Annotated in this window: 24 protein-coding genes; 10 read left to right on the forward strand and 14 right to left on the reverse strand. The window is 64.6% G+C overall.

Annotated elements, in window-relative coordinates; translation table 11 throughout:
* Positions 1-291: 291 nt before the first annotated feature.
* The gene (gene recJ / locus OGL92_RS05315; protein WP_263141333.1) at positions 292-2007 is read right to left on the reverse strand and encodes a single-stranded-DNA-specific exonuclease RecJ; all 1716 of its coding nucleotides are present in this window, start codon (positions 2005-2007) and stop codon (positions 292-294) included.
* 59 nt (positions 2008-2066) lie between these two features.
* Positions 2067-2606: a YaeQ family protein gene (locus OGL92_RS05320; RefSeq protein ID WP_263141335.1), complete on the reverse strand. Its 540-nt coding sequence runs from the start codon at positions 2604-2606 to the stop codon at positions 2067-2069.
* Positions 2607-2995: 389 nt separating this feature from the next.
* Between OGL92_RS05320 and OGL92_RS05325 the strand changes: the two genes are divergently transcribed.
* Complete coding sequence (locus OGL92_RS05325) at positions 2996-3766, forward strand: SDR family oxidoreductase (RefSeq protein WP_263141336.1); 771 nt, start codon at positions 2996-2998, stop codon at positions 3764-3766.
* 39 nt (positions 3767-3805) lie between these two features.
* Complete coding sequence (tsaA, locus tag OGL92_RS05330) at positions 3806-4501, forward strand: tRNA (N6-threonylcarbamoyladenosine(37)-N6)-methyltransferase TrmO (protein WP_263141539.1); 696 nt, start codon at positions 3806-3808, stop codon at positions 4499-4501.
* A 76-nt stretch (positions 4502-4577) separates the two neighbouring features.
* On the opposite strand, the gene fpr is transcribed toward tsaA, so the two are convergent.
* Positions 4578-5354: a ferredoxin-NADP reductase gene (gene fpr, locus OGL92_RS05335; protein ID WP_263141355.1), complete on the reverse strand. Its 777-nt coding sequence runs from the start codon at positions 5352-5354 to the stop codon at positions 4578-4580.
* A gap of 120 nt (positions 5355-5474) precedes the next feature.
* Here fpr and OGL92_RS05340 point away from each other — a divergent pair, with 120 nt between their 5' ends.
* On the forward strand, positions 5475-6401 hold the full coding sequence (locus OGL92_RS05340) for a LysR family transcriptional regulator (RefSeq protein ID WP_263141357.1): 927 nt from the start codon (positions 5475-5477) through the stop codon (positions 6399-6401).
* On the opposite strand, the gene OGL92_RS05345 is transcribed toward OGL92_RS05340, so the two are convergent.
* Together OGL92_RS05345 and erdR are read right to left on the reverse strand one after the other, a co-directional pair.
* Entirely contained in the window at positions 6402-6767 is a 366-nt protein-coding gene (locus tag OGL92_RS05345; protein ID WP_263141360.1) for a diacylglycerol kinase, read from the reverse strand.
* Positions 6768-6835: 68 nt separating this feature from the next.
* Complete coding sequence (erdR, locus tag OGL92_RS05350; RefSeq protein WP_263141363.1) at positions 6836-7492, reverse strand: response regulator transcription factor ErdR; 657 nt, start codon at positions 7490-7492, stop codon at positions 6836-6838.
* Between the two features lie 179 nt (positions 7493-7671).
* On the opposite strand from erdR, the gene OGL92_RS05355 reads away from it, so the two are divergent.
* Positions 7672-8559: a DMT family transporter gene (locus tag OGL92_RS05355; RefSeq protein WP_263141365.1), complete on the forward strand. Its 888-nt coding sequence runs from the start codon at positions 7672-7674 to the stop codon at positions 8557-8559.
* A gap of 2 nt (positions 8560-8561) precedes the next feature.
* Here OGL92_RS05355 and OGL92_RS05360 read toward each other — a convergent pair whose 3' ends face one another.
* Complete coding sequence (locus OGL92_RS05360) at positions 8562-9275, reverse strand: tRNA-uridine aminocarboxypropyltransferase (RefSeq protein ID WP_263141367.1); 714 nt, start codon at positions 9273-9275, stop codon at positions 8562-8564.
* Positions 9276-9553: 278 nt separating this feature from the next.
* Here OGL92_RS05360 and OGL92_RS05365 point away from each other — a divergent pair, with 278 nt between their 5' ends.
* Together OGL92_RS05365 and OGL92_RS05370 are read left to right on the forward strand one after the other, a co-directional pair.
* Positions 9554-9955, forward strand: coding sequence for a quorum-sensing-regulated virulence factor family protein (locus tag OGL92_RS05365; protein WP_263141368.1), 402 nt, complete (start codon positions 9554-9556; stop codon positions 9953-9955).
* A 422-nt stretch (positions 9956-10377) separates the two neighbouring features.
* Positions 10378-11457: an LOG family protein gene (locus tag OGL92_RS05370; RefSeq protein ID WP_263141369.1), complete on the forward strand. Its 1080-nt coding sequence runs from the start codon at positions 10378-10380 to the stop codon at positions 11455-11457.
* Between the two features lie 72 nt (positions 11458-11529).
* On the opposite strand, the gene recX is transcribed toward OGL92_RS05370, so the two are convergent.
* The 3 genes from recX to OGL92_RS05385 form a co-directional block, all read right to left on the reverse strand.
* The gene (recX, locus tag OGL92_RS05375) at positions 11530-11994 is read right to left on the reverse strand and encodes a recombination regulator RecX (RefSeq protein WP_263141371.1); all 465 of its coding nucleotides are present in this window, start codon (positions 11992-11994) and stop codon (positions 11530-11532) included.
* 11 nt (positions 11995-12005) lie between these two features.
* Positions 12006-13058, reverse strand: a complete 1053-nt coding sequence (gene recA, locus OGL92_RS05380; protein ID WP_263141374.1) for a recombinase RecA — start codon at positions 13056-13058, stop codon at positions 12006-12008.
* Between the two features lie 86 nt (positions 13059-13144).
* Positions 13145-13651, reverse strand: coding sequence for a CinA family protein (locus tag OGL92_RS05385; RefSeq protein ID WP_263141377.1), 507 nt, complete (start codon positions 13649-13651; stop codon positions 13145-13147).
* Positions 13652-13767: 116 nt separating this feature from the next.
* Here OGL92_RS05385 and OGL92_RS05390 point away from each other — a divergent pair, with 116 nt between their 5' ends.
* Positions 13768-13965, forward strand: coding sequence for a hypothetical protein (locus OGL92_RS05390; protein ID WP_263141380.1), 198 nt, complete (start codon positions 13768-13770; stop codon positions 13963-13965).
* A gap of 51 nt (positions 13966-14016) precedes the next feature.
* Here the strand turns inward: OGL92_RS05390 and OGL92_RS05395 are convergent, their stop codons facing one another.
* The 3 genes from OGL92_RS05395 to ligD all read right to left on the reverse strand — a co-directional run bounded on the left by OGL92_RS05395 (position 14017) and on the right by ligD (position 17632).
* Positions 14017-14514 carry a hypothetical protein gene (locus tag OGL92_RS05395; RefSeq protein ID WP_263141383.1) on the reverse strand — a complete coding sequence of 166 codons (498 nt, stop codon included), beginning with the start codon at positions 14512-14514 and terminating at the stop codon, positions 14017-14019.
* Positions 14515-14708: 194 nt separating this feature from the next.
* Positions 14709-15026 carry a hypothetical protein gene (locus tag OGL92_RS05400; RefSeq protein ID WP_263141386.1) on the reverse strand — a complete coding sequence of 106 codons (318 nt, stop codon included), beginning with the start codon at positions 15024-15026 and terminating at the stop codon, positions 14709-14711.
* A 20-nt stretch (positions 15027-15046) separates the two neighbouring features.
* Positions 15047-17632, reverse strand: coding sequence for a DNA ligase D (ligD, locus tag OGL92_RS05405; RefSeq protein ID WP_263141387.1), 2586 nt, complete (start codon positions 17630-17632; stop codon positions 15047-15049).
* A 128-nt stretch (positions 17633-17760) separates the two neighbouring features.
* Here ligD and OGL92_RS05410 point away from each other — a divergent pair, with 128 nt between their 5' ends.
* On the forward strand, positions 17761-18000 hold the full coding sequence (locus OGL92_RS05410; RefSeq protein WP_263141388.1) for a hypothetical protein: 240 nt from the start codon (positions 17761-17763) through the stop codon (positions 17998-18000).
* 152 nt (positions 18001-18152) lie between these two features.
* On the opposite strand, the gene OGL92_RS05415 is transcribed toward OGL92_RS05410, so the two are convergent.
* On the reverse strand, positions 18153-18317 hold the full coding sequence (locus OGL92_RS05415; RefSeq protein WP_263141389.1) for a general stress protein: 165 nt from the start codon (positions 18315-18317) through the stop codon (positions 18153-18155).
* A 288-nt stretch (positions 18318-18605) separates the two neighbouring features.
* Positions 18606-18989, reverse strand: a complete 384-nt coding sequence (locus tag OGL92_RS05420; protein ID WP_263141392.1) for a DUF3509 domain-containing protein — start codon at positions 18987-18989, stop codon at positions 18606-18608.
* A 320-nt stretch (positions 18990-19309) separates the two neighbouring features.
* Between OGL92_RS05420 and OGL92_RS05425 the strand changes: the two genes are divergently transcribed.
* Both OGL92_RS05425 and OGL92_RS05430 read left to right on the forward strand, forming a co-directional pair.
* The gene (locus tag OGL92_RS05425; RefSeq protein WP_263141394.1) at positions 19310-19816 is read left to right on the forward strand and encodes a hypothetical protein; all 507 of its coding nucleotides are present in this window, start codon (positions 19310-19312) and stop codon (positions 19814-19816) included.
* A gap of 9 nt (positions 19817-19825) precedes the next feature.
* Positions 19826-20269 carry a YetF domain-containing protein gene (locus OGL92_RS05430; protein WP_263141397.1) on the forward strand — a complete coding sequence of 148 codons (444 nt, stop codon included), beginning with the start codon at positions 19826-19828 and terminating at the stop codon, positions 20267-20269.
* Positions 20270-20467 lie beyond the last annotated feature (198 nt).

Here is a 20467-nt window from a genome sequence, read left to right on the forward strand (position 1 = left end):
GGAGCCGGAGGATATCTTCGGCTTCCATCCCGCCGCCTTTTGAGCATCTGGCGGGAATTCCTTAGCCCGGACTGTTTGCTCGCTACCTTGCGCAGCCCTGGCCTCATGGGGAGGAATGTATAGACAGACGATTTTCGACACGCAAAGCAAATCGGTGGCTTCGACACATCTCTGAAACAAAACCAACCTAAAGTTAGGGATGGCACTTTGGACTGCTCTGCATTCTGCCAGCAGCTGGGTTCGAAAACGGAGAATGCCGCTGATCGCGGCGTTTCGCAGAAGATGGTCGCACTATCGCGCGGCCAGATGGGACACCAGCAGTTGAACGCTCTCCTGGCCCCGGTACTCGTTGACGTCCAGCTTGAACGCCAGTTCGGCCCAGCGCACGGTGGGGTTGGGCCAGACCTCGCGGTCTATGTTGAACGCGATCCCGTCCAGGGTCAGGCTGCCGCACTCGCTCTTCAATACCAGCTTCAGGTGACGTTCACCCACCAGGCGTTGCTGCACCAGTTGGAAAACCCCGTGGAACATCGGTTCCGGAAAGTGCTGGCCCCAGGGTCCCGCGTGGCGCAGCGCGCGCGCCAGCTCCAGATGGAACTCCTGAATGCTCAGGCGGCCATCGGACAACAGCCGGCCGCTCAGGTCTTCCTCGGCCAAGTGGCGCCGCGCTTCGGCATCGAAGGCCGCGGCGAAGGCGCCGAAATGCTCCACCGGTAGCGACAGGCCCGCCGCCATCGCGTGGCCACCAAACTTACTGATCAACCCGGGATGGCGCGCGGCGACCGCGTCCAGGGCATCGCGCACATGGAAGCCCGCCACCGAGCGCGCGGAGCCCTTGAGCATGCCGTCGCCGGCATCGGCGAAGGCGATGGTCGGCCGGTGGTAACGCTCCTTCAGGCGCGACGCGAGAATGCCGATCACCCCCTGGTGCCAGTCCGCCTCGAACAGGCACAGGCCGAAGGGCAGGCTCTCCAGCGGCAGGTCCTTGAGTTGCGCGAGGGCTTCGCGCTGCATGCCCTGCTCGATCACCTTGCGATCCTGGTTGAGCTGGTCCAGTTGCACCGCCATGTCGCGGGCCAGGGCCTCGTCCTCGCACAGCAGGCATTCGATGCCCAGGGACATGTCGTCCAAGCGCCCCGCCGCATTCAGCCGGGGGCCGAGGATGAAGCCCAGGTCGGTCGAGGTGATCTTGCGGAAATCCCGCCCGGCGACGTCCAGCAATGCGCGCAGACCGGGCCTGGCGCGTCCGGCACGGATTCGCGCGAGGCCCTGGTGCACCAGGATGCGGTTGTTGGCGTCCAGCGGCACCACGTCGGCGACACTGCCCAGCGCCACCAGGTCGAGCAGCTCGGCGAGATTGGGCTCCGCCAGGCCGGCGCGGGCGAACCAGCCGAGGTCGCGCAGGCGCGCGCGCAGGGCCAGCAAGACGTAGAAGATCACCCCGACACCGGCCATCGCCTTGCTGGGAAAGCCGCAACCCGGTTGGTTCGGGTTGACGATGGCGTCCGCCGCCGGCAACTCCGCCCCGGGCAGGTGGTGATCGGTGACCAGTACGCGCAGCCCGGCGGCCTTGGCGGCCGCTACCCCGTCGAGGCTGGAAATGCCGTTGTCCACGGTCACCAGCAACTGCGGCTCGCGCTGCAGGGCGACCGCGACGATCTCCGGGGTCAGCCCGTAGCCGTACTCGAAGCGGTTCGGCACCAGGTAATCCACCGCCGCCGCGCCCAACTGGCGCAGCCCGAGCATCGCCACGCTGCTCGCGGTGGCGCCGTCGGCGTCGAAATCGCCGACGACGAGGATGCGCTCGCGGCGCTCCAAAGCGGCGACCAGCAGCTCGACCGCCGCGTCGATGCCCTTCAACTGCCCGTAGGGGATCAAGCGCGCCAGCCCCTTGTCCAGCTCGGCGGCGGACCGCACGCCGCGGGCGGCGTACAGGCGGGTCAGCAGCGGTGGCAGGTCGCCCAGGTCGGGCAAGGTGGCGGGCAAGGGGCGGCTTTCGATTCGCATTGACTCTCTACTCGGGTACGGCGTGCCTCCGCGGATCGGCGCAGGCGGGGGAAGGCGACTCAGCGTTCGCCGAGCAACCACTCCACGGGGACTTCGTGCTGGCCGCGCTCGTCGGTGACGAACAGCGTGCCTTCGCTGACCATGACGCTCCAGTTCAGGCTGCGCGGCAGGTCGCGGGCCAGTTCCTGCAACGCCTCGGAGGGCATCCCGGCGATGTTGACGTTCTTCAGGGTCTTCACCGCGTCGACCACCTTGCCGGTCCAGACCCGCAGGTTGCCATAGCTGACCACGCTGACCCGCTCGGCGCGGCGCGAGCACCAGGTGATGCGCTCGGCATCCGGCTGGCCCACTTCGATCCAGTGCAGCACGCGGCCGTCCAGGCTCTTTTCCCACAAGGCCGGCTCGTCGACGTCCGACAGGCCGCGGCCGAAGGCCAGTTGCTCGTGGTACCAGAGGACATAGGCCAGCAGGCGCACGACCAGGCGCTCCTCGGTCTCCGACGGATGCTTGGCGACGGTGAAACGCAGGTTTTCATAGACCCCGCGGTCGAGATCGGTGAGGTTCAACTCGATTTTGTAGGGGGTGGCTTGCAGCGCCATTGGACTCACCGGCAGAACGAAAGAGGCGGCAAGTCTAGCGCGAAAGCGCCCGCAGAACGACCGGCGCGGCCGTCCGGCGACGGCCAGGCGCCAGCCCCTCCAGAGGGAACGCGGCGCGGTGCCGCAAAGTCCGCCGCCCCTGCGGTCTTGCCCTCCGCATACCGCAGAGCGGCGGCCGATCCATGCACGCGTGGCAGGCTACGGGACGCTTTCGCCCGGGTCGGATCGCTCGTCGCCGAACCCGCGCGCGGCCGACCGTCCAACGCCAGCGGGAATCCGGAACGGGTCCGCATGACCCGGCATTCCCGGCCTGGATAAGCCGCTGCAGCGATTTGCCCGCCGCGCGGGAGCGGCTAGGGTTGAGCTTCCGCTCATTTCGAGGAGTCACCATGCACCCTTACTTCAGCTTGCAGGGCCGCACCGCCCTGGTCACCGGCGGCACCCGTGGCGTCGGACGGATGATCGCCCAGGGGCTGCTGGAAGCCGGCGCCCGGGTCTTCATCTGCGCCCGGCATGCCGAGGCCTGCGAACAGGCGGCCCAGGAGCTGTCGGCCCATGGCGAGTGCACCGGCATCGCCGCCGACCTGTCCAGCGAAGCGGGCGCGCAGGCCCTGGCCCGCGACCTGCAAGAACGCCTGGAGCGCCTCGACATTCTGGTCAACAACGCCGGCACCACCTGGGGCGCGCCGCTGGAGGAGTATCCGGCGAAAGGCTGGGAGAAGGTCATGCAGCTCAACGTGACCTCGGTGTTCAGTTGCATCCAGCAATTGCTTCCCCTGCTGCGCAAGGCCGGCGGCGCGGAGAATCCGGCGCGGGTCATCAACATCGGTTCGGTGGCCGGGATCACCGCCATGGGCGAGCAGGCCTACGCCTACGGCCCGAGCAAGGCGGCCCTGCACCAGTTGTCGCGGATGCTGGCGCGGGAACTGGTGGGCGAGCACATCAACGTCAATGTCATCGCCCCCGGCCGCTTCCCCAGCAAGATGACCCGCTTCATCGCCGACGACCCAACCGCCCTCGCCGAGGACACCGCGCTGATCCCGATGAAGCGCTGGGGCCGCGAGGCGGAGATGTCCGCCCTCGCCGTCGCCCTGGCCAGTACCGCGGGCGCCTACATGACCGGCGCCGTCATTCCCCTGGACGGCGGTTTCCACCTCTGATCGGGTAACATGGCGGCGCCCTCCCCCGACCGCGCCGCCATGACCCATACGGTTTCCCCCATCGGATTCGTCCGTTCCTGCTTCAAGGAAAAATTCGCCATCCCGCGCCAGCCGCACCTGGCCCCGGCCGCACGGGGCGTGCTGGAACTGCTGCCGCCCTTCGACCAGGCGGACGCGCTGGACGGCCTGGAGCAGGTCAGCCATATCTGGCTGCTGTTCCTGTTCCATCGGGCGCTGGAGGACAAGCCGCGGTTGAAGGTGCGGCCGCCGCGCCTGGGCGGCAACCGCAGCCTGGGGGTGTTCGCCACCCGCTCGACCCACCGGCCGAACGGCATCGGCCAGTCGGTGGTGCGTCTGGAACGGATCGAGCCAGGCAAGCTCTGGCTGGCCGGGCTGGACCTGCTCGACGGAACGCCGGTGCTGGACATCAAGCCCTACGTGCCCTACGCGGATCGCCTGGCGGATGCCCGCAACGGCATCGCCGAGCAGGCGCCGAGCCCGATCGCGGTGGACTGGCACGGGCCGGCGCTGGTCGAGGCTCGGGCCCACGCCGAGCGCCTGGCCGAGCCGCTGGTGGAACTGATCGAGCAATGCCTGGCCCAGGACCCGCGGCCGGCGTACCAGGTGCCCTCGCCCGAGCGCCGCTACGGCACGCGCCTGTGGGACGTGGACGTCCGCTGGCACTACCCTCGCCCCGACCTGATCCGCGTACTGGAGGTGACGCGCCCCGCCTGAGGCCCCGAGCGCCAGCCCAGAAAACGAAACCCGCCTGGAGGGCGGGTTTTCGCGGGCATGCCGGGCTTGCCGCCGGTCACTTCTCGACGAAGGCACGCTCGATCAGGTAGTCGCCCGGCTCGCCCATGCGCGGGGAGATTTTCAGCCCGAAGCTGTCCAGCACTTCGCTGGTTTCGTCGAGCATGCTCGGGCTGCCGCAGATCATCGCGCGGTCGTCCTGCGGGTTGATCGGCGGCAGGCCGATGTCGGTGAACAGCTTGCCATTGCGCATCAGGTCGGTGAGACGACCCTGGTTGCGATAGGGCTCGCGGGTGACGGTGGGGTAATAGATCAGCTTCTCGCGTACCGCATCGCCGAAGAATTCGTTCTGCGGCAGCGCCTCGGTGATGAAGCGCTCGTACGCCACTTCGTTCACGTAGCGCACGCCGTGCACCAGGATGACCTTCTCGAAACGCTCGTAGGTCTCCGGGTCCTGGATCACGCTCATGAACGGCGCCAGACCGGTGCCGGTGCTGAGCAGGTAAAGATGCTTGCCCGGCAGCAGGTCGTCGAGGACCAAGGTGCCGGTGGGCTTGCGGCTGACGATCAGCGGGTCGCCCACCTGCAAGTGTTGCAGACGCGAGGTGAGCGGGCCGTCCGGCACCTTGATGCTGAAGAACTCCAGGTGCTCTTCATAGTTCGGGCTGGCGATGGAATAGGCGCGCAACAGCGGACGCCCCTCCACCTCCAGGCCGATCATGACAAACTGACCGTTCTCGAAGCGCAGCCCCGGATCGCGAGTGACCCTGAAACTGAACAGGGTATCGTTCCAGTGATGGACGCTGAGAACGCGCTCGGTCGCCAGTTTGCTCATGGTTGCGGATGCTCCTGAAAAGAATCGTCTGTGCCGTCGGCAGAAGTGCGCGGCATTTTAGTGGCCCTGAAAATATCTGTTAAGTGAATTATCAAGATATAGGTAATAGGTTATATCGATATGCGTTTCACCCTTCGCCAACTCCAGGTGTTCGTCGCCGTCGCCCAGCAAGAGAGCGTTTCCCGCGCCGCGGTATCGCTTTCTCTCTCTCAGTCGGCAGCGAGCACCTCGCTGACCGAGCTGGAGCGGCAATCCAATTGCCAGTTGTTCGATCGCGCCGGCAAGCGGCTCAGCCTGAACGCCCTGGGCCAGCAGGTGTTGCCCCAGGCCGTGGCCCTGCTCGACCAGGCCCGCGAGATCGAGGACCTGCTCAGCGGCAAGAGCGGCTTCGGCTCCCTGGCGGTGGGGGCGACCCTGACCATCGGCAACTACCTGGCGACCCTGCTGATCGGCGCCTTCATGCAGCGGCACCCGGAGAGCCAGGTGAGCCTGCACGTGCAGAACACCGCCAACATTGTCCAGCAGGTCGCCCACTACGAACTTGATCTGGGTCTGATCGAAGGCGATTGCCAGCACCCGGAAATCGAAATGGAACGCTGGGTGGAGGACGAACTGGTGGTCTTCTGCGCCCCCCGGCATCCACTGGCGGCCCGCGGCGAAGCGACCCTCGACGAGTTGATGGGCGAGGCCTGGATCCTCCGCGAGAAGGGCTCGGGCACGCGGCTGACTTTCGACCAGGCGATGCGTCACCACCCCCACGCGCTGAACGTCCGCCTGGAGCTGGAGCACACCGAAGCCATCAAGCGGGCGGTGGAGTCCGGCCTGGGGATCAGTTGCATCTCGCGCCTGGCGCTGCGCGACGCGTTCCGTCGCGGCAGCCTGGTGCCCCTGGAAACGCCGGGGCTGGACCTGCGCCGGCAGTTCTACTTCATCTGGCACCGGCAGAAATACCAGACCGCGGCGATGCGCGAATTCCTCGAGCAATGCCGGGAACTGACGGTGGGCGTCAGGCGCAGCGACGAGATCGTCCTGCCGCCCATCGCCTGATCAGCCCAGCAGGATGGTCGCCCAGACCGCGGCGATCAGGGTCAACGCCACCAGTTGCGCCGCGCTGCCCATGTCCTTGGCATTCTTCGACAGTGGATGGCGCTCCAGGGAAATGCGATCGATGGTCGCCTCCACCGCGGAATTGAACAGCTCGACGATCAACGCCAGCAGGCAGGCGGCGATCATCAGCGCCCGCTCGCCCCGGCTGACCTCGAAGCAAAACGCCAGGGGGATCAGGACCACGTTGAGCAGGACCAGTTGGCGGAAAGCGGCCTCGCCGGTGAAGGCGGCCTGGAGACCGTCGAAGGAATAACCCGTGGCGTTGAGAACGCGTTTGAGGCCGGTCTGGCCCTTGAATGGCGACATGGAAGAGGACTGTGCTGAGAAAAATGGCGGCCAGCTTACCCGGCCGAAGCTGAAAGGACCGTGAAAACTCAGGCCGACAACGAGGGAATCGATTCCAGTTGCTGGAGCAGCAGTGCCGCCTGGGTGCGGGTGCGTACGCCGAGCTTGCGGAAGATCGCCGTGACGTGGGCCTTGATGGTGGCTTCGGAGACCCCGAGTTCGTAGGCGATCTGCTTGTTCAGCAAACCGTCGCAGACCATGGTCAGCACGCGGAACTGCTGTGGCGTCAGGCTCGACAGGCCGGCGCTGGCGGCCTTCGCCTCGGCGGACACCTCGGCGTTGGCCTGCAACTGCGGCGGCCACCAGGTATCGCCGTCGAGCACCGCGCGCACCGCCGCCTGGATGACCTCCAGGGCGCTGGATTTGGGAATGAAGCCGCTGGCGCCGAACTCCCGGGCACGGGCGAAAACCGCCACGTCCTCCTGGGCCGAGACCATCACCACCGGGATCTGCGGATACTGCCCGCGCAGCAGCACCAGCCCGGAGAACCCGTAGGCACCGGGCATGTTCAGGTCGAGCAGCACCAGGTCCCAGGCCGGGTTCTCGCCGAGGCGCTGCTCCAGCTCGGCGATGCTCGCCGCTTCCACCAGACGCACATCCTGGCCCAGCCCGAGGGTGAGCGCCTGGTGGAGCGCACTGCGGAACAACGGGTGATCGTCGGCGATGAGAATTTCATAGGCGGCCATGAGCATATCCTTGTTCTTCTGGGCCCTTAGGCTGTGCGAGACGGCAGCGGGCCCGGGCGTGTCGCCGGGCGCGGCCGCTTCGCGCAGGCCTAGACGGCGCCCAGCATGCCGAGCGCGAGCGGGGTGGTCAAGTTCGCCGCTTTACGGCAAAGTCTCGGCTTTTTGCCGTCGAGGACACCATGGGAAGCCAAGCCCTGCGCGCCGATCTGCTGATGCTGGTCACCGCTCTGATCTGGGGAAGCGCCTTCGTCGCCCAGCGACAGGGCATGGATGCCATAGGCCCCTTCCTCTATACCGGCCTGCGCTTCGCCCTGGCGACCCTGGTCCTGTTGCCCTTCGTGCTGCGGCGTCCGGCCGACGCCCCCAAGCCCCCGCTGCACCGCGGCATCCTCCTGGGCGGGCTGGCGATGGGGCTGGCGCTGTCCCTGGGGATCAACCTGCAACAGGTCGGCCTGCTGTTCACCAGCGTGACCAACTCCGGGTTCATCACCGGGCTCTACGTGATCGTCGTTCCTCTGCTGGGCCTGCTCATCGGTCAGCGCACCGGCCTGGGTACTTGGCTGGGGGCGAGCCTGGCGGTGGTCGGCATGTTCCTGCTCAGCGTGGGCGAACACTTCCAGGTGGCGTCGGGCGACTGGATACAACTGGCCGGCGCTTTCGTCTGGGGCGTGCACGTGCTGCTGGTGGGGTTCTTCGCCCGACGCCACGATCCGCTGCGCCTGGCCCTGCTGCAATTCGCCACCTGCGCGGTGGTCAGCCTGCTCCTGGCGGTGTGCTTCGAGGATATCCAGGCCAGCGCCATCCGGGCCGCGACCCCGGCGATCCTCTATGGCGGGCTGCTCGGCGTGGCGGTCGGTTTCACCCTGCAGGTCATCGCGCAGAAACACGCCATCGCCTCCCATGCGGCGATCATCCTGTCGCTGGAGGCGGTGTTCGCGGCCATCGCCGGCGCGCTCGTGCTGGGCGAATCGCTGCATCTGCGCGGCTATGTCGGCTGCGCGCTGATGTTCGGCGGCATGCTGCTGGCTCAGCTCTGGCCGAAGAAGGCGCTGCCGCTCCCGGCCTGAACTCAGAGGAAGTCGCGCAAGGCGCGGTGCGACGGACTGTCCTCGTCCAATGGCAGGGCGTGCTTGGCGCCCAGGTAATGCTCGGTGAACGCATCCAGGTAATGCCCGAGCGCCGCGGCCGCATCCCGGTCCCCCGCCAGCTCCAGGCACAGCGCCGCCACTTCCGCGGTGCACAAGTGATCATCGCGGGTGGAACGCCGCAAGCGATAGCGCGACACCTGCTCGGGTAGCAGGCTGAGCACCGGAAAACGCTCCAGGTAGGGACTCTTGCGGAACATCTTGCGGGCTTCGCTCCAGGTGGCATCCAGCAACACGAACAGCGGTCGCTTGCCGGCGGGCATCGGCGCCACCTGGTTCACCACGCGCCCGGCCGCCACGTATTCCCCGGGGAACACCACATAGGGCTGCCACTGCGGATCCTCCAGTAGCGCGAGCAGCGCGGGATCGACCTCGGTGCGTGCCCAGCCGAACGCCGCCGTGTCCGCTACCACGTCCGCGATCAGCCATCCCGTATTGCTCGGCTTCATCGGCTCGGCGTCATACATCAACAGGCACATGGCCGACTCGGCGACCACTTTCGGCCGCCAGGCACACAAGCAGTAACCCGCCTGCAAACGACATTGCGGGCAGCGCGGCGCCCGGGAACCACGGGCGACGAACGGGCGGGTGCTGCGGGCCAGGCGCGTGGCCCGCAAGCGTGCGACGGCGTGGCTCATGGGAAGCGCCTGACGCGCGCGGAAACCTGGGCGGCCCTTGAAGGGAATGGGGCGAACGCCGGGCGGTGTCGGGGAAGAAACGCGAAAACAGCGGAGATCACGATAAAGCGGACTCGCAACGAATTGATTCGGCAGTCTATCAGAGCGCCAGACCGCATCCTTGGCAGGCCACGGGTAGCCGTGGCGATGACGCTTCGGGGAGAATGGCGCTTTTCGCGGGCCGGCGAACCCGAAACGCCCTCGCCGGTCAAAGCGGACTCATCTCGCTGGAGAAGCCCATGTCACGCCTCATCGCCCTGTTCCTCTGTTCCGCCCTGCCACTCAGTCTCCACGCCGCTTCGCTCAAGGATTACGAACTGACCCAGATGCTGGAGAAAGTGGCCCGGGAAAGCAGCGTCGGCACACCGCGGGCGATCAACGAGGACATCCTCGACCAGGGCTACACCGTCTCCGGCAACGAGCTGATCAATCACCTCAGCGTCCGCGAGGCCCACGCCACTCAGATGCGCAGCAACCCGGACGCCGTACGCAAGCAGCTTACCGCCAGCGTTTGCCACAACAACGGCTATCGGCAATTGCTCGCCCGCGGCGCGACCCTGCGCTATGACTTCACCGAATACAAGACCAACCGCTCGGTCACCAGCGAACGCTTTGCCAAGGCGGACTGCGGACTCAAATGATCCGCGCGGGGTTCCGTACGAGGGCGTGCCTGCGTATCGGCGATGCTCGCCAAACCGGTTCGAAAGGCTTGTTTGCCGTTCGCAAACCTCGTCCTCTGAGCGTTTTTTGCCTGGCCTGCGCTTCGCGCAACGCTTTTCGTACAAAACCTGAGTCACCAGGGAATCGCCGACCCACCCTCGACAGCGGGGTGGATCGCCGGCTCGGCCGTCTCCTTCGCGGCGCCCTTTTTCTCCCCCAGGGTTCGCCTTCCCCACGTCACGGAAGGCTGGGCACCGCGTCCGCCCAAGGCGCTGTCCGAAAACTGCCCACGCCCGGTGACTTTTCGCGCAGCGCTTAGGCGATGGGCTTGATTCACCCGGCGCGATGCCGGATCGAGCCATATCGGGTACGCTCTGGGCGTGATTCGAGAAAGGAGAACACCATGCCCCATCAGCCAGACGATTATCTGGAAAGGCACTTCAAAAGCAGCGGCATCGATCTCGCGCAGAAAGTCGACGAACTGCTCAAGCTGACAGTCCCCGGCGGCAGCCTGAACAACACCCTCTATCGCGACATGCTGGTTACCATCGTGCGGATGGCCCAGGCGGACCGTAACCGCTGGGACGCCAAGATCATGTTGCAGACCCTCCGGGAAATGGAACGCGCCTTCAGCGCGCTGGAACAATTCAAGCGCCGCCGCAAGGTCACGGTGTTCGGCTCGGCGCGAACCCCCGTCGAACATCCGCTGTATGCCCTCGCCTGCCAACTGGGCAGCGAACTGGCGAAACGCGAGCTGATGGTGATCACCGGTGCCGGTGGCGGCATCATGGCGGCGGCCCATGAGGGCGCCGGTCTCGACAACAGCCTCGGGCTGAACATCACCCTGCCCTTCGAGCAGCATGCGAATGCCACGGTCGAAGGCACCGAGAACCTGCTCTCGTTTCACTTCTTCTTCGTGCGCAAGCTGTTTTTCGTCAAGGAAGCCGACGCCCTCGTGCTGTGCCCCGGCGGTTTCGGGACCCTCGACGAAGCCCTCGAGGTGCTGACCCTGATCCAGACCGGGAAAAGCCCGCTGGTGCCAGTGGTGCTGCTGGACGAACCCAACGGCAGCTATTGGCAGGACGCCCTGGGCTTCATGCGCCGCCAGCTCGAAGACAACCGCTACATCCTGCCGAGCGACCTGAAGCTCATGCGCCTGGTGAACAGTGCGGAAGAGGCCGCGGAGGAAATCAGCCAGTTCTATCGGAACTTCCATTCCAGCCGCTGGTTGAAGAACAACTTCGTGGTCCGGATGCATCACGCCTTGAGCGAAGCCGCGATCGCCCAGCTGGACGAACATTTCGCGGATCTGTGCATGAGCACCGGTTTCACCCAACAGGCCTACAACGAAGCGGATAAAGACGAACTGGAATTCGCCGAGCTGACGCGGCTGATCTTCGCTTTCAATGGCCGGGACCACGGTCGACTGCGCGAGCTGATGGACTTCATCAATCTGCCGGAGAATTGGGCGAAGCCCGCCTGAAACCGGCACTCTCCACCGAGCGACTTTCGCCATGCGCCACGCGCATGGCGTCAGCGCGAGCCGTTTCTCAGCTCAATCGTCGGTAACACCGCGCAAGAGACGCCCGATCATGTCCATCGGGTAACCCCGGTACGCGAGAAAGCGCCCCTGCTGAGCGCGCGCCTTCGGATCGGTCGGCAAGCGGCCGCCGAATCTCCGCTCCCAGAGCTCGCGCAACTGCGCGCTCCAATCGACCTTCACCTCACGCAGAGCCTGCTCCACGGCCTCGCGAGCCAAGCCGCGCTGGCTCAACTCCTCGCGGATACGCATCGGGCCGTATCCATTGCGGGCGCGGCTGCCGACGAAACTCTCCAGATAGCGAGCCTCGCTGAGCAGCCCTTCTTCCGCCAGCCGGTCGAGCGCGGCCTCGATGAACTCGGCCGGCGCACCGCGCTTACGCAGCTTGCGGGCGAGCTCGACGCGACCGTGCTCGCGACGGGCCAGTAGATCCATGGCAGCCCGGCGCACCGCGGCCGGGCTGTCGAGCACGACGGGCACGAAAGATCCGCTCAGAGATCGGCGTCAGCCAGGTCGTCGGCCGTGGGCGCCGCGGCCGAAGCCTTGGCACCGCCGGAAACCACCAGCAACTTTTCGCGGATGCTCGCCTCGAGGGTGTTGGCCACTTCGGGGTTGTCCTCGAGGTATTTGGCGGAGTTGGCCTTGCCCTGGCCGATCTTGCTGCCCTGGTAGCTGTACCAGGCGCCGGATTTCTCGAGCAGGCCCAGTTGCACGCCCAGGTCGATGATCTCGCCGTTGCGGTAGATACCCTTGCCATAGAGGATCTGGAACTCGGCCTGGCGGAACGGCGGCGCCACCTTGTTCTTCACCACCTTCACGCGGGTTTCGCTGCCCACTACTTCCTCGCCTTCCTTCACCGCGCCGGTCCGGCGGATGTCGAGGCGTACCGAGGCGTAGAACTTCAATGCGTTACCACCGGTGGTGGTTTCCGGGCTGCCGAACATCACGCCGATCTTCATGCGGATCTGGTTGATGAAGATGACCAGGCAGTTGGCGTTCTTGATGTTGCCGGTGATCTTGCGCAGAGCCTGGGACATCAAGCGGGCCTGGAGACCGACGTGCATGTCGCCCATCTCACCCTCGATCTCCGCCTTGGGCACCAGGGCCGCCACCGAGTCGACGATGATCACGTCGACCGCGTTGGAGCGCACCAGCATGTCGGTGATTTCCAGGGCCTGCTCGCCGGTGTCCGGCTGCGAGACCAGCAGGTCGTCGACGTTGACTCCGAGCTTGCCGGCATAATCCGGGTCGAGCGCGTGCTCGGCGTCGACGAAGGCGCAGGTGGCCCCCTGCTTCTGGGCCTCGGCGATGACCGACAGGGTTAGGGTCGTCTTGCCGGAGGATTCCGGACCGTAGATCTCGACGATCCGGCCCTTCGGCAAACCGCCGATGCCCAGGGCGATGTCCAGCCCCAGGGAACCGGTGGAAATGGCAGGGATCGCCTGGCGATCGTGATCGCCCATGCGCATGACGGCGCCCTTGCCGAATTGACGCTCGATCTGACCCAAGGCCGCAGCCAAGGCGCGCTTCTTGTTGTCGTCCATATAAGTCCTCTCGTGTTCAATTGGGCCTGGCGGCCATCAACAACTGTATAAGTAGCCAGTATTATTCCACAGGCTCCCTCGCGCGCCTACCCCTGCGAAGGATTTTCTCCCGCCGTCAATCGGACCAACCCTATGAGCGCGGCGATCACCGTTTGGTGCCGTACCTCGTCGCGGTCCCCCAGGAAGCGTCGGCACAGGCTGTGAACGCGCTCACCGTCGCCCCAGGCCAGCCATACGGTCCCAACCGGCTTCTGTGCGGAGCCGCCCGCGGGTCCGGCGATACCGCTGACCGCTACCGCGAAGCGTGCGCCGCTCGCGCGCTGTGCGCCACGGACCATGGCCTCGACCACCTCGCGACTGACCGCGCCGACCGTCTCGAAGAGTTCGCCGGGCACGCCCAACTGTCGGGTCTTCTGTCCGTTGGAATAGGTCACGAAGCCGGCCTCGAACCAGGCGGAGCTGCCCGCGATCCGGGTGATCGCCTCGGCGATGCCGCCCCCGGTGCAGGATTCGGCCGTGCTCACCTGGGCGCTCAGGCCCGCGAGGCCCTCGCCCAGCCTGCCTGCGAGAGAAGTAATTTCATCGATCGGCATCGCTGCTCCTGAAATTAATGGATGGACCGGCTGGCGGCCCGATGGGCACGGCATCGGGCTGAACTTTGCCCGCCGACCGCGATTCTATCGGTTACGTCCCTATCAGGAGTGAACCCATGAATCACGAAGAACGCCGCGTGAATCCTTCAGCTTCGGAAGATGCCGTTTCCGTGACCGAAAGCGTAGTCCGGCCCAATCCCGCCACCGAAACCGTGGACAAGGTGATCACCCCCGAATCCTTGCGCAAGCAGGAGGCGCAGAACGAAGCGTTGCGGCAGAAGGCACGGGAAACCGAGCGCCTGCTGAACAAATAGACAGTCGCCGCCGATCAAATAAGGCAACTCTTCAGCTTTGGTTGGTCCCCATCAGCGCATGAGGAAGAAGGCCTGGCGGTCCTGCTGGCAGGCTGCTTCCTGGGAACTGCGCGGCGATATGGCCTCCTGGGAAAACTGCAGGGCCCCGGCCACCGCGATCAGCAAGAAGAGATAGGGCGCCAGCACCAGCAGGGTGCCGCGGATGGAGGCAGCGGGGCCATAGAGGACCCGGGTTCGCCAGAGCGCCTTTCGACCCGACGGCGGATAACGTCCTTCAGCCAGCACCGCCAGGCCCTGCCGCACGGTGACCACCGCAACGACCAGACTGCCGAAAATCGGGATGCCCACGAAAAACCCCGCCCAGAAGATCGCGGCACTGGAGCTCTCGGGCGTCAGGCAATCGGTGTGATCGAAGTAGAAATGCAGCCAGGGCGCTACCCAGACCTTGATGCCCACGACGAAGGCGGCGATCAGGCCACCATAGAGCAGCAATAACCGCAGGCGCTCGGACGCGGTATAGCGCTCCGCGAAGACGTCTGGCTCGTTCACGACGCCGAACTCCGCTTCGGCCCGCCGACGAGCTGTGGAAAACCGCATACGTTGATACAGCGAATGACCGCGGTCGCGCGGTACATCTGTTCGAGGCAGTCCATGCACCCTCCCTGGTTCGACTGCCGACTTTAGCATTTTGCGCACATTCGGGCGAAAGCTAATCCGTCGCACCCTCTCGCCCGCTCCGTGACTTACGGGGAGGGAGCGACAGACGCGTCGTCGCCGGCCTTATCCTTCGTCTTGCCTGGTTTGGCCGCGTCGGCATCGTGCCCGCCGTTGTTGCGGGTCGAGTCAGGTACCGCCGTGCTGCCCTGAGCGCTGGAGGCAGCCCCGGACTCGACGCCCGAGCTGGGATTGGTACCGGTTCCCGCGCCATTGGTGACATTGCCGCTGCCGGTATTGGTGCCTGCCCCCTGCCCGGAGGCCGGGCCGGTCGCCGAGCCACCGGCGAACGCGGGCGATGCCAGCAGGACCCCCATCAATAAAGAAACCGCGCCTTTAGGGTTCATCGTTTTTCCTCGTCGGTCGTTCATTTCATGCCCAAACGCTTGCGCATATCGGCGGTGATGCTCTGGCGAGTGGTCTTGAAGTCCGCCCAGGGATCGTCGTCGCCCAGTTCGTCCAGCCGCTCCATCAGGTTGCGGATCGTCCACAGGTTGGCGCCCTTGAGTTCCGCCAGTTCCTCGAGATAGAGCGGCACGGAGACCGGCAGCCCCTCCCTGGCGCGGGCCGAATAAGGCGACACGGTGCTGGCGCCCCGGCTGTTGCGCAGGTAATCGATGAATATCTTGCCGACCCTGTTCTTCGGCCCGAGGATCGCGGTGAAACGGTCCGGCATCAGCTTGGCCATGTACTGGGCGATGGCCTGGCTGAACGCCTTGACCGGCTCCCAGCCCGCCCGCCGGGTCAGGGGCACGACGATATGGATGCCCTTGCCCCCGCTGGTCTTGATGAAAGCCTTGAGGCCGATCTCGCCCAGCAACGTCAGCGTCAGTTGCGTGGCCTCCACCATATGCTTCCACGGCAGGGCCGAGTCGGGGTCGAGATCCAGGACGAAGCGGTCGGGCTTCTCCAGGTTCGGCGCCGTGGCATTCCAGGTGTGCAACTCCAAGGTGCCCATCTGCGCGGCCCCCACCAGGGACTCGGCGGACTCGATGACCATCAGCGGCGGATGTTCGGGATCCAGGGCGGGATCGAGCTGGGTGATGAAGGGAATGCTCAGCTTGGCCGCATGCTTCTGGAAGAACAGCTCCCCGGTGACGCCTTCGGGCCCGCGCACCAGCGCGACCGGACGATCCTCCAGCCAGGGTAGGGCCCAGGGTGCGATGCGCCCGTAATATTCGGCGAGCTCCAGTTTGGTGATGCCCGAGCTCGGGTCGATGATGCGTTCGGGGTGGGTGATCTTGATCGTGCTGTGAGCGACGGGCGTTTCCACGGGTTTGGCCTTTTTCTTGGCGCCTTCGCGCGCCTTCGACGCCGGCTCGGCGGGGGGCGGCTGGATAGCGCGTTCAGGGGTGATGGCATCCGCCGGCTTGTCGGTGCGCAGGCCATGGAAGACCGCCTGGCGCACGATGCCCTCGCGCGTCATCTCCGCGTAGGCCACCTCGCAGATCAGGGTGGGCTCCAGCCAATGCACGCCCTTGGCCTCGAAACCGGTCGGTGGATTGACCACCGCGGGTTTTCCCGTCTCCAGGGGTTCGAGTTTCTGGTGCAGGCTGCGCAAGGAGGTGGCGCTGAAGCCCGTGCCGACCTTGCCGGCGAAGCGCAATTCACCGCTGTCCCGGTCGTGCAGGCCAAGCAGCAGGGCACCGAACGACGTCCGGCTGCCCTTGGGCTCGCTGTAGCCGACGATGACGAACTCCTGGCGCTGCTTGCACTTGAGTTTGATCCAATCGGCATTGCGTTTGGGCGTGTAGGGACTGCCCAAGCGTTTTCCGATCAGGCCCTCCAGCTTCATCTGGCAAGCGCTGGTGAGCACGCTCTCGGGGTCCTCGGTGAAGTCGGCGGAGTAACGCAGAAACGGGCTGTCGACCGGCTCGAGGACCGTAGCGAGCGCCGCGCGCCGCTGCTCCACCGGCAGTGCCCGGAGGTCCATGCCGTTCAGATACGGCATGTCGAACAGGTAATAGACGATCCGCTCGCTGTGATTCACCTCGAAGGCATTCTGCAAGGCCTGGAAATCCGGCACGCCCTCCTCGTCCGTCACCACCACCTCGCCATCCAGCCAACCCGACCGCAGGCCCAATGCGGCGATGGCCTTGGCCTGGCGCGGCATCTTCGCCGTCCAGTCATGCCCGTTGCGGGTGAACAGGCGAACCTCGCCTTCCTCGATACGCGCCAAGATCCGATAGCCATCGAACTTGATTTCATACACCCACTCGCCTTCCGGCACCGACTCCACCAGGGTCGCCAGTTGCGGCGAAAGACTCGCGGGCAAGTCGGCCGCCCTGGCGCCTTCGAGCCGCTGTGAATCGGCTTGCTTCGGCTTGCGCTTGGCGGACGCCGGCGCGGACTTCGCCGCGGTCTTGCCGCCGCGCGGCCGCGGCACCAGGGTGCGATCGCTGACCACACTGTCCGGCCGCTCGACCAGCACGTCGTATTCGCTCTCCGGCCGCGCCTGGTCGTCCTTGGATTTGATCAGGAACCACTGTTCCTTCTTGCCGGCCAAGTGGGTGCGCACCAGGTTCCACAGGCCGGAAAGCTTTTCCCCCTTGAGCTCGAACTTCAGACGACCCTTGGCATAGGCCGCGCCCGGCTCTTCCTGGGGGATCCAGATGCCGCGATCCCAGACGATGACGTCGCCGGCGCCGTAGTGGCCCTCGGGGATATGGCCCTCGAAGGAGGCGTAATCCAAGGGGTGATCCTCGACGTGCACTGCCAGTCGCCGCACGCGGGGATCCAGACACGGGCCTTTAGGAATCGCCCAGCTCTTTAGAGTGCCTTCGAGCTCCAGGCGAAAATCGTAATGCAGATGGCTGGCATCGTGTTTCTGGATGCAGAACTGCAGTGCATGGGGTTCGGTCCCGGCCTTGCCGCGACGCGTCGTCGCGCCGCCAGGTTCGGGCGTCGCGGAAAAATCGCGTTTGCGATTGTACTCGTCCAGTGCTTTGGCCATGACAGACTCCGACAGGAATGCCTGAGCAATAGAACGGCCTTATCAAACGGGGGTTCAGGGTAATCGACGGAGGGAACGCATACCGACGCCCGATTTCGAAGGCTCATACACATGAACGGCGAGCTCACATGGAATTCATCGATCTGCTTCAATGGCCCGCCATGCTGGTCACCATCGTGGCCGCCTGGCTCATAGGGTCTCTGTCCAAGCAGCGCCGCACGACCGGATTCTGGTGTTTTCTATTCAGCAACGCACTTTGGATAACCTGGGGTTGGCATGATCAGGCTTATGCCTTGCTCATTCTGCAAGTTTGCCTGGCGGTATCCAATATAAGAGGGCTGATCAAGAATCACAGCGAAGTGAAATAAGCGCACGCGTATTAGCGTTCGAAAAAAGAACGCCAATAATGAACCGGGACGTTCGCTTAGAGTTCGTCGGGAATAAAGAGGGATATATGCGAGAAATTCAATCAGCGGGGCGGCATCGCGTGGGCGATGCCTGCCTCGGGAGGGTTCAACCCTTAGTGTTTTCCGCCTTTGCGACCGGCTTCGGAAGCCTTGTCACGATCATTGGCGAAGTTGCTACCTTGGCTGCCACTGGCATTTCCACCCTTGCGGCCAGCTTCGGAAGCTTTTTGACGGTCGTTGGCGAAGTTACCTGGGTTATTGCTGTTGCTGTTAGCCATGTTTCCTCTCCTAGACTGAATGCAAGGCTTGATTGCCTCACGGAAGTTATGAAAGAGAAAAAATGGGATAGTTCTCGGGCCTCGACGAACGGCTGATAGCGCAATGCCAGTTAATTATGCGAATCGGCGATATAAGAACGCATTCACGGACGTGCATATAGGGGATTAATACCCAGTAGGTTTCTATATAGGCGGAATGACATTACCGGTCATGGGCCTCGCACTGCCCTGTGCATTTCATAAAAAACCCGGCATACGCCGGGTTTTGGGTCTGACGGGTCGCCCCGATCAGCGTGCGTCTTGGGCCAGATTCCGCGACTGCATCGAGGCACGCTGATGCAAGGAAGGAAAGCGGGTTTGCAGGCGGTCGATACGGCGATGGCCGTAGGCGCCAGCGTTGGTCGGTACGTAGGTCGGCAGATGGGTACGGACTTGGCTTTGCAGGCCATCGATCATCGGGACTTCGCCGGCTTCCTGATGAAGGTCGCGGCGAATCGCGCTGATGATCCACTCGGTACGCATCTGCAAGCCGGAATTGGGAGAAGGAATAACCCGTTGGATCATTTCGCCTTCGCACATCAGGGTGAGGAGCTGCGAGCCATCCGGGCGCTTGGAGGCGCTGACAGTGTGCTGAGGGAAGGCGGCTTGGATTTCTTGGATATCGACAGTCATTGGGTGAGCTCCGTTTTTTTAGCGTCTGCTACCCATAGAGCAGGGTTCATGCCAAGCGTGTGTTTATCGCCAAACCCAGCAAATACGCGGCTTTCCGCTTTCGAAAAATTTCCCTTACACATGCAGATTGCAGGACGGGGGGATTTTGACCATGCAGTTTGCAATGTCATGCCGTTCGGGCTCTTCCACGCTGATCAAATAGTAGGCAACGAACTCATTCAGCCCCGAACGAGCGGTTTTTATCGCAGGAACCGCCCCTTCGGCCCGGGCTCCAATGCTCGCATCGCCCTGCAAGCCCTCGCTGGACATGGAACACGGTTATGGATGAACACGACGAGCTGAGAAGCCGGGATTACCCGGTAAACGAAGACATGCCGTTCCAGCGGAAGATCTGGGCATTCGAACGAATCGGCTGGTACGGCCTGTGCCTGATGGTGCTGCTGACCCTGGCTGGCCTGTTTTCCCGGGGGCCGCTGAGCTGGGCCGCGGTGGAGGTGAAGGGTGGCGCCGCACGCCTCGAGTACGACAGATTCATGCGCAACGGCGCGAACACCACCTTTACCCTGGACGTCCGTCAACTCGGCGCCAGCCACAACGTGGTGACGCTGACGGGCGAAGCGCTCGACGTACTCGCGTTGGATAGCATCCAGCCTCAGCCCGAATCCATGCGCAGTGAGGTCGACGGCCTCGAGCTGACCTTCAAGGCCGATGCCAACGGTCATACGCGCGCCAACCTGAGCCTGCGCCCCGACGGCGTCGGCCTCCTGAAAGCACGCCTGGGCGCGAATGGCCAGACCGCGCCTTTCTGGGTTTTCATCTACCCCTAGGAACGCCCCATGGACTCCGTATTACGCGCCGCAGCGATCTATCTGGCCCTGATGATTCTGTTCAAGGTGGCGGGGCGTCGCTCGCTGTCGGACCTGACCACCTTCGACCTGGTGTTGCTGATGATCATCGGTGAAGCGACCCAGCAGGCTCTGCTGGGGGACGATTTCTCGGTGATCAACGCGGTCCTGGTGATCGGTACCCTCATCACCATCGACGTGGGCTTCTCGCTGATCAAGACCCGGTCCTATCGCTTCGCCACTTTGCTGGAAGGCTCGCCCACGGTGCTCATCGAGAACGGGCGGGTGCTGGAAGGCAGGATGCGCGAATCGCGCCTGCGCCTCGAAGACATCATGGAAATCGCCCGGGAAAGCCAGGGCCTGGAGCGCGTGCAACAAATCAAATTCGCCATCCTGGAACGCAACGGGAAGGTCTCGATCATCCCGGCCGAGTGAGCGAAGCCGCCGGTCGCGAGGCCTCCGTTCCACACGAACTTTTATTTCGTCGCCAGGCTCACAATCGACGTACTCCCTTGAAGAAGTCCTTTGGCTGCCGCACTCCGGCAGCTTTTTTTATCCCCGCGATTTTCTCTCGCCGGCCGTGACACCGCGCGGATGCCCGACGCGGGCTGGCGAGGCAGCGCCATTCAGCCA

Source organism: Pseudomonas sp. RIT-PI-AD, assembly GCF_025642785.1.
Lineage (GTDB): Bacteria > Pseudomonadota > Gammaproteobacteria > Pseudomonadales > Pseudomonadaceae > Pseudomonas_T.

Coding starts and splice junctions, on each gene's coding strand:
- OGL92_RS05355 (WP_263141365.1), top strand. CDS start 7,672: ATGGGAAGCCAAGCCCTGCGCGCCGATCTGCTGATGCTGGTCACCGCT.
- OGL92_RS05370 (WP_263141369.1), top strand. CDS start 10,378: ATGCCCCATCAGCCAGACGATTATCTGGAAAGGCACTTCAAAAGCAGC.
- recJ (WP_263141333.1), bottom strand. CDS start 2,007: ATGCGAATCGAAAGCCGCCCCTTGCCCGCCACCTTGCCCGACCTGGGC.
- erdR (WP_263141363.1), bottom strand. CDS start 7,492: ATGGCCGCCTATGAAATTCTCATCGCCGACGATCACCCGTTGTTCCGC.
- ligD (WP_263141387.1), bottom strand. CDS start 17,632: ATGGCCAAAGCACTGGACGAGTACAATCGCAAACGCGATTTTTCCGCG.
- OGL92_RS05385 (WP_263141377.1), bottom strand. CDS start 13,651: ATGCCGATCGATGAAATTACTTCTCTCGCAGGCAGGCTGGGCGAGGGC.
- OGL92_RS05320 (WP_263141335.1), bottom strand. CDS start 2,606: ATGGCGCTGCAAGCCACCCCCTACAAAATCGAGTTGAACCTCACCGAT.
- OGL92_RS05410 (WP_263141388.1), top strand. CDS start 17,761: ATGGAATTCATCGATCTGCTTCAATGGCCCGCCATGCTGGTCACCATC.
- OGL92_RS05390 (WP_263141380.1), top strand. CDS start 13,768: ATGAATCACGAAGAACGCCGCGTGAATCCTTCAGCTTCGGAAGATGCC.
- OGL92_RS05400 (WP_263141386.1), bottom strand. CDS start 15,026: ATGAACCCTAAAGGCGCGGTTTCTTTATTGATGGGGGTCCTGCTGGCA.
- recA (WP_263141374.1), bottom strand. CDS start 13,058: ATGGACGACAACAAGAAGCGCGCCTTGGCTGCGGCCTTGGGTCAGATC.
- OGL92_RS05360 (WP_263141367.1), bottom strand. CDS start 9,275: ATGAGCCACGCCGTCGCACGCTTGCGGGCCACGCGCCTGGCCCGCAGC.
- OGL92_RS05430 (WP_263141397.1), top strand. CDS start 19,826: ATGGACTCCGTATTACGCGCCGCAGCGATCTATCTGGCCCTGATGATT.
- OGL92_RS05325 (WP_263141336.1), top strand. CDS start 2,996: ATGCACCCTTACTTCAGCTTGCAGGGCCGCACCGCCCTGGTCACCGGC.
- OGL92_RS05365 (WP_263141368.1), top strand. CDS start 9,554: ATGTCACGCCTCATCGCCCTGTTCCTCTGTTCCGCCCTGCCACTCAGT.
- OGL92_RS05420 (WP_263141392.1), bottom strand. CDS start 18,989: ATGACTGTCGATATCCAAGAAATCCAAGCCGCCTTCCCTCAGCACACT.
- OGL92_RS05415 (WP_263141389.1), bottom strand. CDS start 18,317: ATGGCTAACAGCAACAGCAATAACCCAGGTAACTTCGCCAACGACCGT.
- OGL92_RS05425 (WP_263141394.1), top strand. CDS start 19,310: ATGGATGAACACGACGAGCTGAGAAGCCGGGATTACCCGGTAAACGAA.
- OGL92_RS05345 (WP_263141360.1), bottom strand. CDS start 6,767: ATGTCGCCATTCAAGGGCCAGACCGGCCTCAAACGCGTTCTCAACGCC.
- OGL92_RS05340 (WP_263141357.1), top strand. CDS start 5,475: ATGCGTTTCACCCTTCGCCAACTCCAGGTGTTCGTCGCCGTCGCCCAG.
- tsaA (WP_263141539.1), top strand. CDS start 3,806: ATGACCCATACGGTTTCCCCCATCGGATTCGTCCGTTCCTGCTTCAAG.
- fpr (WP_263141355.1), bottom strand. CDS start 5,354: ATGAGCAAACTGGCGACCGAGCGCGTTCTCAGCGTCCATCACTGGAAC.